We start from the raw sequence: 13,009 nt of genomic DNA on the forward strand, positions 1-13,009 counted from the left end.
CTTATGCGATCTTGCTGAAACTTCATTGGAGAGATGACTTGTTTGGGTTTGAAATATATTTAAGTTCATCATTGGCTGTAGACTACGAACTAAATACTTGAATATCAATCATTGATGCTATTCTAGAAGCATTACTCTAGTGTAAAAACTAGATTCATGTACTGGTCTCCCCACAAGGACTCGAACCTTGATCGATCGCTTAGGAGGCGACTGCTCTATCCTGTTGAGCTATGGGGAGACGGTAACAATTATACTAGATTTCTTTTATTTTTAAAGACTTTATCCATGATTATGACTACCAGAGAAGCTATTAATCCTTTTTAGAACTAAGACTATTTTAATAAAAATGAAGGTTATGTTCTATCAATAGTCCTACCAGTCTTACATTCGAGAATTAGATCGTCATGCTATTTTACCTAAGTAACTCAAAGCTGTTAGATTGTCAGGGTTGATTGACAGTGTTTGTTTAAATGCTGATATAGCACTCTCTCTCTCTCCTATATTTGCTAAAAATACCGCCAACTTTATTAAAACACTTTCATCATTAGGGTATTTATCTAAGTAATCTAAATATTCATTTAAAGCTAATTGACTCTCACCTCTCAGTGACAAGATATGAGCATATTGAGGTATGTATTCATCACTGTAACTTTTCAATTCATCAAGGGTTTCTTCAGCCAAATCGAGTTGATGCAATTTATATGCGACTAATAGAATTTGCTTGTACTCTATTTCTGTTCTGCTTGATTTATTGATATTTAGTAAGTCATTTAAAGCAGACTCAAAATCATCATTGAGAAAGTGTATATAGTGATGAGTAAGGTGAAATAGCCTTGCTGCATAAGGATCCTTGTTGAACAGAGGTTCAATATTCTTTGCAAGTAGCTCTAAACCTGAAATATTCTTGTTCGATTTTAAATCAATTATTTTTGCTAAGGTATTCGTTAAGTTTTGGTTATTTGTCTTAATGGAAAAATATGGGTGTGCTGTACTTGATTTTTGCTCTTGATAATCTTTTTCTAATTCATTTATTAGCTCTTTATCTGCTTCAGTGAAAGTTTCGGTTGTCTGTGACTTCACTTTATTAAGCCAAAGTAAAACGCGACCTGGTTGGTCATTTAGTTGCCAGACCTTTGCTAATAGGGATACTGATGGAGAACTTTTAAGCTCTTCACGTCTGGCGTCAAGTAAAGCGAGTGAATTTTGAATGAGAGCCGACATTTCTTTTGATATGATTTCAAATGCTCGGTAATACTTGTAGGTCATTGAGTTCATTTGCTCAAGTGACCAATCCTCTGTATTTTTAGTGTTTAGGAATTGTGAGAACTCGTAGTAGCCATAAATTTTGATAAGTTTACAAAAAGAAGAGTATTTTTTGTTAAGTTTTGATTCTATTTCTTCAATTTTTGCCATCTTCTGCTGATGTTGGTGTGTATTTGACGGTAATTCTTTAGCTTCTCTTAAAAGTTTTAGTGCTTCATTAGAAAATGTACCCATTTTAGAAAAAGCTTGTTTAGCTGTCTTTAGATCTTTCTCGAGGGAATAAAAAAATTGAACGTTATTTGCTTCACATTCTGGCAATGCTTTTAGAAATGTAATTGGGGAGCAAATGACTGGTTGAATATCAATGTCATTCACTTTTAAGTGTTTTATACCTTTTATTTTTGCTGCATTAATTGATAAGTTAATTATGTTTACTTCAGGATATTCAGCGGCTTCATGTTGTAAGCAATTAGCTGCATGATATAAAGCCATTGGGGTTTCAGCTAAATGCCCTGCGTAGGTCTCTACCCATTGATGTATTATACTATTATCACTGCCTGCAGACGCTTCTATACTCCCTTTAGCATGAGTCACCCCACTTTTTGAATGACAAAAATCAACACCGGTTAATAAGATTTGTGAAAACCCCATTTCTATTGCAATTCTAATGGAGCTATTTGTTACAGTCGGTCCAACTGTTGGAATATTGTCGGAAGGGCTCCAAGGTAAATGTTCGCCAAGATATAACGAACGGCCTTGCCATTGAGCTAAGATTCGATGACAAATATGGTGCGAGTTTATCAACAAGCTTTCATTCGATAACGTCATCATGTCTCGATTAACCTCAAAGTTATGATCTTGAGGGTCAATTGAAACAATAATATGAGCAGGGATACCTAAAAGGGAAAGTTTTGAAGCAAACCGAGACACTGCAATAACGAACAAATCGTCATAGTTTGTTTGAATCCATTCAAGATGATCATCTAATGAAGGCCCTCCACCAATAACGATGCAAGTTTTACCTAAAAATTTATTTCTTAGGACTGACGCAGGCTGCCTATTTTCAACGACATTATATAATTGTTCAATAAAAAACAGTTTTTGGTTTAAGTTAGATCTTAAGGAAGAGCTTGTTTGGGATAATAGTTGGCAAATTTGGTTGTAAGTAGCAGGGTAGTCTTCAATAATACCTGCTGATGCAGATATAGAAAGTGTCACTTTTACCTGGTTTTTAAATAAAAATAAATTATGATTAGCCTGCGGTAAAATATCAACCAATTTATCGAAACTAATGACCTTTAGATATTCCTTTTTCTCGTCTGGTATATCGATATTGAGCATTGCCATCACTTCTGGAAGTTCGACAAAAATGTATTTACTTCCGTCGACTTTAGGGGCTTCAAGAATATAATTAACTAATAACCCTGAATCTAAGCCCAAAATGATATGCAAGGTATCTTGTTTAAAAATTTCTTGTTTGAATATCTTTTTGAAAGCTGTTGTAGAATCTACTTTTTCAAAAGTACTTCTATTAATACAAGGTAAGTAATATTCATCAAACTGGCTGATAGCGAACTGATTATTAAACATAGTATTTGATGTTGGCATTATTCTTAAAACCTTCTTGTTCGATTCATTAGACGTTACTTTGTATTACTTAAAATTCTCTTAGAGGAACTTTACCTGCTTTAAATCTTAATCACGATATCTTGTATTTGTATGTTACCTGATGCCTCTATCCCTTCTAGCACCGCCGTTGCGCTTTCTTCTGATACTTGTTCAATGGTTACAGTGGCACGATTTTTTGTTGCGACTGCACGCATTAAGTTGACTCTGTCTGGGATATTTTGCTGTAAAACAATTTGAAAGTTATCACCCATTTTAACGTTATTTTTTCGGCCTAGATTGATGATAATTCTGTTTCCTTGCTTAGCGACGATTTGTCCTAATAATGGACGACAGTTTAGGAGGTTATCAATATCTTGCGTGCTTTGTTGAAATAATTGGTTCATTGATTGTCCGTAAGTCGAACTCCAAAAGCGCTTTGTTGTTGGAGAGACGGTTTCATCTTTATCAAATGCCCATTCTGCTGTAGCGGCGTAGTCTTTACTCCATACTTTTTCACCGCTAATCCCGTGAAATAATGTAAAGCGTAAATTAATTTGTCGTTGAGGGTAATCACTCCAGAGGCCGAACATTGAGCTCTGATTTGGCTCTGTGGAAATATCTAAAATCTCAGGCTGTAAAATATATTGGCTATCAGTGATTTCGCCTAACCAACTTGGGATCCTGTTGCCTCTAAAGTTTATCAATTGATTTTTATGGTCTAGTTTTTCTTCGGCGTGCATATGCGCAAAACTAAACTCTGACATGCTATTAATCACTGTGCCATATTGTTGTGACAGGGCTTGTTCAAAATTGGCTAATTGACCATAACGCAATTGGGAGCGATCTCGCATGGTAGCTTGTGGAATCATCAGTGCCGCTTTAAGTTGCTGGCTGTGACATTGCTGAACGACCTTCTGTGATTCGAGGTTTAGCCTTAATGAGACAGTAATATCAGTTGAGGTGATAATTTCTGATACCACTTCAATATTTTTAGCCTCACCCATGCGTTGTACTTGAAATGCATTTTGAGTCAAGTTGCCTTGATTAATGGTTTGACGGCTATTGAAGTTCACTCCAGCTTTTAAGCTGGCATAGTTTAATGCTTGATTTATTGCGGCTTCACGGGCTTTATCAATATTGCCATCGACAATGCTCGCTTGACCTGATACTTCGATTCTTTGTGCAAAAGCGACGTGACTGATACTGGCCAATTGCAGTACAAGCACTGAAAAAAATAATAATTTAATGTTTAAATTCGGCATGTTCAGTTTCACTTTTTACAAAATAATGAAGATATCAGTGCCAACTTAATGACTTTTAGACACCATTTTTATGAGTCTTTATAGCAAAGCAATAATTGTGCCCTTTGTGTATCTGTGGCTTTGATAAGTGTGAATATTTAGAAAAGGCTCATCATGGCTAATTAATAGCGCTTAAATGATAAAGTTTTTAACTTAAGTGCCGATAGGGTTTCAGAGAGTGTGGCTATTAACATTGTTATGAGTGTGATGACGAACATGGTTATTAATAAAGTTAGGCCACTTGATACCCATTGAATGAATAAGGTTTGTTCACTGGGTTTAAACGATACTTTTCTAGATAACGCCAATGACAGTGCATGAATTGAGTTAAGGATATAAAGGCTATGCGTCAATTTATTATATTACCCATTGCTTTATTAATGGCAGCTTGCGCAAGTGAGACGTCAAAGAGTGGCGATGAGTTAACCTATGCAGGGCAGCCTACTGACACTAACTCATGGTTTATGTCCGAACCAGAAGGTCAGACGCCAAAAGCATTAAGCTACGATATAGAAAAGGTCGGTTTAGCCCCAAAGTCTCAAGTGAACACACTTGCAGAAAAAATCGTCAATGAACTGGTATTACAAAATGATAGCCTGCGTTCAGATCAACCTTTATTGGTGACGACACCTGTAAAAGTAGATGCTTTTAGTCAAACTGACGCTCTAGGTTTGCAGCTACAACAAGGTTTTGTTGCAGCATTTCATGCTCATGAATTTAATTTAGTTGATATGAATGTGGCTAATGCCATAAGAGCAACAGAACAAGGTGAGTTTATTCTCAGTCGCGATTGGAAGCTATTGCCGTCTGATTTACCCGTGTCCCATGTTGTTGTGTCGACAATGGCTACAACAACACAAGGAGTCATGTTGAATGCCAGGATTGTTAATGTAACCAATAATCGAGTGGTGTCTGCTGTACAAACTTTTGTTCATACAGACAGTTTACCGGGTTACTTATCACCCTCTAATAAAGTTACCTCAGAAAATGGTTTGCTCTATCGTAATGAGCAATCTGGGGATGGAAAAGTGGCTGTGCTAGGAGAGAAATTATGAAAAAGCTTTTAATGGCAATGATGTCTGTCGCAGCATTATCGTTAGTCGGTTGCTCAAGTAATGATAAATATGTCCAGTGGGAAACAGAGGCGCCTGAGCAGTTTCCAAAATTAACCGCGATAGGTTATGCCCCTCTCGCGACGCAGCCAGCAAAAGAGCAATCTCATAAAGTGTTAATGGCGATGCAAGCGTCAAAAATTGCGGCGTATCGTGAGTTAGCAGAGCAGGTATATGGTCAACAAGTGGATGCTCATAGCCAAATGAGCGAGTGGTTATTAAATAGTGAAACCGTGTCGACTCAGGTTTCTGGCATGATTAAGGGGGCTAAGGTGATTAAAAGCTATCCCGCTGGTGATATGTATGTTACTGAATTAGAGTTAGATTTTTCTCAAGTGTGGAACTTATATCAGCAAGACAATCGACCAAGAAAAATCAAAGAAGTCACTTATTTTTAGTGTTTAAATGTTGATTGAGCTATTACAAATAAATACAAGAAAGCCGCTGATGACAGCGGCTTTTTTATGGTGTTAATTCATGGGTGCAGAAATTGACGCTTACATTAGGCTTTTAGATTAGAGCCTAATGATGAAATGGTCGACGTTCGACCTTTGTCATTATAAGTGAGGCTGGTAGCGTTTCGACTCATTTGCATCGCTTGAGAAAAGCGATTTAAACTCGCAATATTCAGTTCAATCAAGCTGGCATTTTGATTATTAATGTCTTTACACTCTTCTAATATTACCTTGGCTTCTTCCACTTTCTGAATTAATACAGTGTCAGTGCTAAGTAATTCTTTATCAGGATGGTTAGCGAGCTTCTGATCATTCTGCTGCAGATTATTGAGACAGGTTACTTTCTCGCGGGCTAAAGCCAAAAGGGTATCTGCATCTTGATCTGTTAACGCTTGCTTTTCTGCAGATACAAGTTTTTTCAGCGACGACAAAGTGCCGTGCTGAAAAGATAACAGCTGTAGTAATTCATTCATAAGTTACTCTTCATAAAATCCACATTACATTTGTAATGCTTGATTAGCCAAGAGTCATTATGAAATTACTCTTGGTCGAAATTTAGTCCGCTCATGTCAGCTTCAAAACTGGCAATATTAGCAGCAAGCTTTTCTGGATCGACTTTATATCGACCTTCAGAAATCGCTGTTTTAATTGCATCAACTTTGCTTTGATCAATTTCAGGTAACGATGCCATTTTGCTCTGAGCTCCTTGCAGCTGTTGTGCTTGCGAGGTAATGCTGACCGAATCAGTTTTCACTGCTGCTGTATTACTGCTCGTTGACTCTGCAGTTTTTGTCGCAGCACTTGCGTCACGGTTAGTACGTAACTGAGTGTGTGAAGCTGTTTTTAGATTGTTAATATCAATTGCCATGTAAGGCTCCAGCGTAATTTATGGTATTCCTAACAGGGTATCGGCCATGCTGGAAAGAACTTTAGGATTATTTTACATCCTAACTTCAACTTCTCCAACACCTATGACAATAACATCTAGTTTCCTGTTTGAGTTAGAGTTTTTGACTCTAATGGTCTCTCCCACATTTCCGTCTCTTAATGCTTCACCGGCTGTTTTTATTTCAAAGCTATTAGTTTTTGCATATATGGAGACTGAATCACCTTTACATACAAAACATAGGTTATTATTGAGTAATGGGGCTTTGGCTGGGACTCGTCTTTTTGAGCGAGTCCCAATAATGTCGGATACACCCGAGAAAAACTGGCCACGAATACTGTGCTGATCAACATAATTTATTTCTATGGTGTCATTGGTGATGAGTTCGCCTTTCTCGATAATACTTTTAGCCGTCACTACAGGGTAGAGTACTTCAACTTTGACGGATAAATACATTTGCCAAGGGTAATCGTACTCCGGACTGTTGCAACTTATCTTTACGGTATTGGTTCGGTTAATCGGTCTGTCGCTGGCCATTTCTACATTGATTGGCGGGTAGCATGATGGAGGGGTTAACCTTCCTTCAACACGTTGTGGCAAGATATTTATCTTTGCATCACTATTATATGAAGGACTATTAGCAATTTTTTTTGCGACAGTCTCTTTAGCTAACTCAGTAATGGTCGATAAAGAGTAGGTAATAGTGCTGTCTTCACTGGCGAAAGCCGGTAAAGAGGAACACAATATAATGAGTAGCCATAGCATTCTTTTATTCATTTTTAGTTTCTAGCCAGTATTGCCAGTATGTCTCTATACTTCTCTATTAACGGTTTAAATCTGTGGATTTAAACAAGAATATTAATTTAGTTGTTTATATGAGTCGCATTGTACTCATCAGTGAGTCAGAAGTTTGACTGTTCAACTATCAATATGGGGTTTTATTGTCATTGTTTTATAAGAAGCAATAAGTATGCCCAGTTAGTATGTTGATAATCATATTGTCAGAAAATCGAATTTAGCGTGTGGTACAATTTGATGGTAATAGATTTACTGTCGCTTTAAATCATAAGAAAAACGCCCGGAAGGGGCTGTAAAATAAACAAGGCAGGGTTATGTCGAGTATTCTTGAATCAGTCAATAAACGTACCCAACTCGTTGGTCAAAATAGACTTGAGTTGTTACTTTTTAAATTGAATGGCCGTCAACGATTTGGTATCAACGTTTTCAAAGTAAAAGAAGTCTTACAGTGTCCACCATTAACGACATTACCGCGCTTAAGCCCAATGATTAAAGGTATTGCTCATATTCGTGGTTCGACTATTTCTGTGATTGATTTGAGTGCGGCAACAGGCGGCCGTCCTTTAACTTCAACAGAGAACTGCTTCATTATTATTGCTGAGTATAACCGCAGTATTCAAGGGTTCTTAGTCAGTTCTGTTGAGCGTATTATCAATATGAACTGGGAATCAATTATGCCGCCGCCACAAGGTGCTGGACGTAATTCATATCTAACAGCAGTGACTGAAATTGAAGGTGAATTGGTCGAGATTTTGGACGTTGAAAAAATCTTAGATGAAATCTCACCTGTTAAGACTGAAATCAGTAAAGAAGCTGATGAAGCGTTAACTATCGACCGTGATCAGCATTATCATATTATGGTTATTGATGACTCTGCGGTGGCACGTAAACAAATTATTCGTTCTTTAGAGTCTTTGAATCTGCAAATTGATACTGCAATTGATGGTAAAGATGCACTCGAAAAACTCAAAGCTATAGCAACAGAAATGGACAATGTCGCTGACGAAATTCCATTAATCATCTCTGATATTGAAATGCCTGAGATGGACGGTTATACCCTAACTGCTGAAATTCGAGATGATCCAAAACTAAAAGACATTAAAGTTGTATTACATACTTCGTTAAGTGGTGTCTTTAACCAAGCAATGGTTGAGAAAGTCGGTGCAAATGATTTTATCGCAAAATTTAATCCGGATGAGCTGGCTTCTGCTGTAAATAAACACTTAATTTTATAAGCATTATTATCATTCTCTGTCTATGATTAACTTAATAGGCAGATGAATGTTATCTATGAAACTGCAGCATCTCGTTAAGTTCATTAAAATGAATGTTTGAGTTAGCAAGTCAACATTGATAGCGTTAGATGAGTCAATCAAGTGACCGGTTCACACTGAAATTACTTGTAGGTAGTTTCTTTATAATAGGGTGTAAATGTGACGAATAAATCACTCGCTGAAGCAGAATATAATCAGTTTAAGCTTTTTTTAGAGCAGCACAGCGGCATTGTATTAGGTGACAACAAGCAGTACTTGGTCAGAAGTCGTTTAGCTCCATTGATGGGTAAACATGATTTACCCTCATTATCTGAAGTCGTTAAACGCTCAATGAAGCCAACTGAAAGACATTTACGGGCAGAAGTTATTGATGCCATGACCACAAATGAAACCTTGTGGTTTAGGGATAAATACCCCTTTGAATTACTTCATAATTCATTATTACCTGAATATAGCCGTTTAGGGCGTCCATTGAAAATATGGTCAGCTGCATGCTCGTCTGGGCAAGAACCTTACTCCTTAGCTATGACCATTCTTGAGTATCAACAACGTAAGCCAGGTGCGTTACCTGGAAACGCGACTATTCAAGCAACTGACTTATCACCTTCGATGTTAGAGCGGTGTAAGAATGCAGAATATGACAGTTTAGCGTTAGCCCGTGGGTTATCTCCTGAACGCAAACGCCAATTCTTTGATCAATTACCGTCTGGTAATATGAAAGTTAAAGATAACGTTAAGCGATTAGTGAACTTTAGAGCGCATAACTTACTTGAAAGTTATAGCCTTTTAGGTAAATACGACATTATTTTTTGTCGTAATGTACTGATTTATTTTGCCCCTGAGGCAAAAGCTAAAATACTGCGGCAATTTGCTGCCGCTTTGAATCCTAATGGCATACTATTTTTAGGTGCGTCAGAATCTATCTCAGGTTTGACTGACGAATTCAATATGGTTCGATGTAACCCTGGTATTTATTATCAAAAGAAAACCTAATTATAATACATTGTAAATAAAGGTTTTTTATCATTTTCTATGCCAGCTTCTGCTGGCATTATTTTTTTTATCTATTTCGCATCTACTTCTTAAATATTTTGGCATAACCTTTGCTTTATTCCTCTCAGTTAGCTGATGGAGGCAATTTTATGGCGATTAATTTTGAAAATGGTTTGGGGATACATCAATACTCATTGGGCATTCGTGCTCAAAGGGCTGAAGTGCTATCAAGTAACATCGCCAATTCAAATACGCCTGGCTATAAAGCACGTGATGTAGACTTTGCGTCTGCCATGAATAGTGCTCGTTCTCATCAGCAAGGTTTACAAATGAGTCAAACAACTGACAAACATTTTGATTTGAAGGCGCTTAGCCAAGAGCATGTTCAGTTCCGCGTACCCAATCAGCCAGATACAGGCGATGGCAATACGGTTGACTCCCAGCAAGAACAAGCTGCTTTTATGCAAAACTCTTTAGAATATCAAATGTCATTGGGTTTCCTTGAAAGTAAGTTTTCTGGCATGCGTAAAGCGATTAGAGGAGATTAATCATGAGTCTATTTAATATTTTTAATGTGTCAGGTTCAGGTATGTCAGCACAATCAGTGCGACTGAATACGACTGCCAGTAACATTGCCAACGCCGATTCAGTCTCTAGTAGTGTTGATCAAACTTATAAGTCGCGCCATCCGATCTTTGAAGCTGAAATGGCAAAAGCGACGAGTCAGCAAAATAGTTCTCACAGTGTCAGTGTTAAAGGCATTGTTGAAAGTGATAAACCATTATTAAAGGAGTTCTCTCCTGATCATCCAATGGCTGATGGTGATGGGTTTATCTATAAACCAAATGTGAATGTGATGGAAGAAATGGCAGACATGATTTCTGCATCTCGGTCATATCAAATGAATGTCCAAGTGGCTGATGCAGCTAAATCTATGCTGCAGCAAACGCTTCGTATGGGTAAGTAATATGAAATTTGATGGAGGTAACAGATGAGCCTCGTAAATCCTTACAGCAGTCAAACATTGCCGCAGACACAGTCGAGCAGTACAAGTAGTGTTGCTTCAAATACAACACAAACGGCTACGACAGGTAATGCTTTTCTAGACAGTGTTCAGCATGCTGAAGTCGCTGAAACACCTGAGCCTAATAGCCAGGAGCTGACTCAAGCGGATTTCTTCGCTTTATTAAGCCAACAGCTGTCAATGCAAGATCCATTTAAACCTGTAGAAAATGACCAGATGATTTCTCAAATGGCATCTTTCTCAACGGTTGATGGTATCTCAAAATTGAATGAAGAAATCCTAAATCTAAATAACTTAACTAGCTCCAGCCAAGCGTTACAAGCATCAGGACTTGTTGGTCAAAAAGTACTTATTCCATCAGATACAGGGCATATCTCTAGTGAAAGCCCTGAAGTCAAAGGGGTGATCAGTACGCCGACACCGATTGATAGCATTACTGTGAATATCGAGGATGAATCCGGCCAAGTTATCAGAACATTCGAAGTTGATGGTTCTGCAGGCGGTAACATCGATGTGACATGGGATGGCCTAGATAAAAACGGTGAGCCTGTTGCTGAAGGAAATTATGCCATTAAAGCTAACGGTAAAATTGATGGCACATCAGAAGACTTAGCGGTATCGACTTACGCACATGTTTCCAGCGTTTCATTGGGTGATGTCACAACCGGGGCGATATTAAACCTTCGTGGTATTGGCGGCATTCAATTGTCAGATGTACTTGCTGTTGCGGAAAGTTAATTTACTAAAAGTTAGACCGTGGAAAGCTTAAAACCAAATTTCAATAATGGTCAGAATACTGACTATTAACAATAAATAGAATTAGTAAGAGAAGGGGTGAATTATGTCGTTTAACATTGCTTTGAGTGGTATTTCAGCTGCTCAAAAAGATCTCAATACCACAGCAAATAACATTGCCAACGTTAATACAATTGGTTTTAAAGAGTCTCGTGCTGAATTTGCTGATGTTTATGCTAATTCTATTTTTTCAAACAGTAAAACTGCAGTGGGTGGTGGTGCAACCACGACTCAAGTGGCACAACAGTTTCAACAAGGTAGCTTACAATTCACCAGTAACTCACTTGATATGGCTATTAGCGGCGGTGGCTTCTTTGTTACGGCATCTGAAGTGGGTACGCAAGATCACTCATTTACACGTGCTGGTGCATTTAAAGTGAACTCTGAAAGTTTCATGACAGATTCAGCGGGTAACTTCTTACAAGGTTTCCCAGTTGATGCCGATGGTAACTCTACTTCGGTGAGCTTATCGAGTACTGTACCGATTAAAATTCCAGATACTGCTGGTAGCCCTGTAAAAACCAGTAATGTTGGTTTGCAAATGAACTTAAATGTAGGTGAGTCAGCATTAGATCCTGCTAACTTTGATCCAAACGATCCAGATACGTTTAATAACTCAACGTCAGTGACTATTTATGATTCATTAGGTGAGTCTCATATTATGACGACTTACTTTGTTAAGCCTACAGATGGTGCTTACACTGGTGAAAGTAACTGGGTTGCTTTTTATGCCGTTGATGGCGAGCAGGTCGATATTGATCAAGCAAATGGTGGCTCATACGGTGTAGATACTACCGGCGATGGTATTGCAGATGGTACGGCACTTGCTGAAAATGCGTCAGGTTGGAAAGGGTCGGTATTAAAATTCAACGATGCCGGAGCTTACACAGGTTCAGATCCCGCAACTGTTGAAACGGTCGAGCTGGGTGTCAATGGCGCAAACGTTCTAGGTCCTGGTGCTGATGGTACTCAAAAAGTGACACTTGGTTTTAATAACCCAACACAATATGCCTCTCCTTTTGAAGTGACTGAATTAACCCAAGACGGTACTACAGTAGGTCGTTTAACCAATGTGGGTATCGGTGAAGATGGTTTAGTGACAGCTAGCTACAGTAACGGTACAACTGAGCCATTGGCGCGTGTTGCGCTAGTACGTTTTGCTAATGAACAAGGTTTGACTCAAGTGGGTAACACCTCTTGGAAAGCGAGCTTAGATTCAGGCGCAGCCTTGGCGGGTGAAGCCAATAGTGGCACATTTGGTGGTATTCGTTCATCAGCGTTAGAGCAGTCTAACGTTGATTTGACCACGGAATTGGTTGACTTAATCTCAGCTCAACGTAACTTCCAAGCTAACTCTCGTACGCTAGAGGTGAATAACACCTTGAATCAGTCAATACTACAAATCCGCTAGTTATCGATTAAGGTTTTGATTAATCATAGAGTTTAGATTTTCAAAGAGTTGCCGCAACGGCAACTCTTTGCCATTTTAATTGACTCCCT

At 38.3% G+C, this 13,009-nt stretch carries 13 protein-coding genes and 1 tRNA gene; 8 read left to right on the forward strand and 6 right to left on the reverse strand.

Annotation, left to right across the window (positions count from 1 at the left end):
• Window positions 1-162 precede the first annotated feature (162 nt).
• The 3 genes from L2737_RS05565 to L2737_RS05575 form a co-directional block, all read right to left on the reverse strand.
• A tRNA-Arg gene (locus L2737_RS05565) sits at window positions 163-238 on the reverse strand.
• A gap of 164 nt (window positions 239-402) precedes the next feature.
• Window positions 403-2,871, reverse strand: a complete 2,469-nt coding sequence (locus L2737_RS05570; RefSeq protein WP_248955039.1) for a 6-hydroxymethylpterin diphosphokinase MptE-like protein — start codon at window positions 2,869-2,871, stop codon at window positions 403-405.
• An 80-nt stretch (window positions 2,872-2,951) separates the two neighbouring features.
• Window positions 2,952-4,133 carry a flagellar assembly protein T N-terminal domain-containing protein gene (locus L2737_RS05575; protein WP_248955040.1) on the reverse strand — a complete coding sequence of 394 codons (1,182 nt, stop codon included), beginning with the start codon at window positions 4,131-4,133 and terminating at the stop codon, window positions 2,952-2,954.
• 383 nt (window positions 4,134-4,516) lie between these two features.
• Between L2737_RS05575 and L2737_RS05580 the strand changes: the two genes are divergently transcribed.
• On the forward strand, window positions 4,517-5,227 hold the full coding sequence (locus L2737_RS05580; RefSeq protein WP_248955041.1) for a FlgO family outer membrane protein: 711 nt from the start codon (window positions 4,517-4,519) through the stop codon (window positions 5,225-5,227).
• Complete coding sequence (locus L2737_RS05585; protein ID WP_248955042.1) at window positions 5,224-5,682, forward strand: LPP20 family lipoprotein; 459 nt, start codon at window positions 5,224-5,226, stop codon at window positions 5,680-5,682. The genes L2737_RS05580 and L2737_RS05585 overlap by 4 nt, the downstream gene beginning before the upstream one ends.
• A gap of 104 nt (window positions 5,683-5,786) precedes the next feature.
• On the opposite strand, the gene L2737_RS05590 is transcribed toward L2737_RS05585, so the two are convergent.
• From L2737_RS05590 to flgA, 3 genes are all read right to left on the reverse strand, one after another.
• The gene (locus tag L2737_RS05590) at window positions 5,787-6,212 is read right to left on the reverse strand and encodes a flagella synthesis protein FlgN (protein WP_102528986.1); all 426 of its coding nucleotides are present in this window, start codon (window positions 6,210-6,212) and stop codon (window positions 5,787-5,789) included.
• A 65-nt stretch (window positions 6,213-6,277) separates the two neighbouring features.
• On the reverse strand, window positions 6,278-6,607 hold the full coding sequence (gene flgM, locus L2737_RS05595; RefSeq protein ID WP_102528987.1) for a flagellar biosynthesis anti-sigma factor FlgM: 330 nt from the start codon (window positions 6,605-6,607) through the stop codon (window positions 6,278-6,280).
• 72 nt (window positions 6,608-6,679) lie between these two features.
• Window positions 6,680-7,402, reverse strand: coding sequence for a flagellar basal body P-ring formation chaperone FlgA (flgA, locus tag L2737_RS05600; RefSeq protein WP_102528988.1), 723 nt, complete (start codon window positions 7,400-7,402; stop codon window positions 6,680-6,682).
• Window positions 7,403-7,737: 335 nt separating this feature from the next.
• Here flgA and L2737_RS05605 point away from each other — a divergent pair, with 335 nt between their 5' ends.
• The 6 genes from L2737_RS05605 (at window position 7,738) to flgE (ending at window position 12,920) form a co-directional block, all read left to right on the forward strand.
• Complete coding sequence (locus tag L2737_RS05605; protein WP_102528989.1) at window positions 7,738-8,658, forward strand: chemotaxis protein CheV; 921 nt, start codon at window positions 7,738-7,740, stop codon at window positions 8,656-8,658.
• A gap of 198 nt (window positions 8,659-8,856) precedes the next feature.
• Window positions 8,857-9,690, forward strand: a complete 834-nt coding sequence (locus tag L2737_RS05610) for a CheR family methyltransferase (RefSeq protein ID WP_229369276.1) — start codon at window positions 8,857-8,859, stop codon at window positions 9,688-9,690.
• Window positions 9,691-9,839: 149 nt separating this feature from the next.
• Complete coding sequence (gene flgB / locus L2737_RS05615) at window positions 9,840-10,238, forward strand: flagellar basal body rod protein FlgB (RefSeq protein WP_102528991.1); 399 nt, start codon at window positions 9,840-9,842, stop codon at window positions 10,236-10,238.
• 2 nt (window positions 10,239-10,240) lie between these two features.
• Window positions 10,241-10,657: a flagellar basal body rod protein FlgC gene (gene flgC, locus L2737_RS05620; RefSeq protein ID WP_102528992.1), complete on the forward strand. Its 417-nt coding sequence runs from the start codon at window positions 10,241-10,243 to the stop codon at window positions 10,655-10,657.
• A gap of 24 nt (window positions 10,658-10,681) precedes the next feature.
• Window positions 10,682-11,452: a flagellar hook assembly protein FlgD gene (gene flgD / locus L2737_RS05625; protein WP_102528993.1), complete on the forward strand. Its 771-nt coding sequence runs from the start codon at window positions 10,682-10,684 to the stop codon at window positions 11,450-11,452.
• Window positions 11,453-11,555: 103 nt separating this feature from the next.
• Window positions 11,556-12,920, forward strand: coding sequence for a flagellar hook protein FlgE (gene flgE, locus L2737_RS05630; RefSeq protein WP_248955044.1), 1,365 nt, complete (start codon window positions 11,556-11,558; stop codon window positions 12,918-12,920).
• Window positions 12,921-13,009: the final 89 nt, after the last annotated feature.

The organism is Shewanella electrodiphila (assembly GCF_023283985.1).
GTDB lineage: Bacteria > Pseudomonadota > Gammaproteobacteria > Enterobacterales > Shewanellaceae > Shewanella > Shewanella electrodiphila.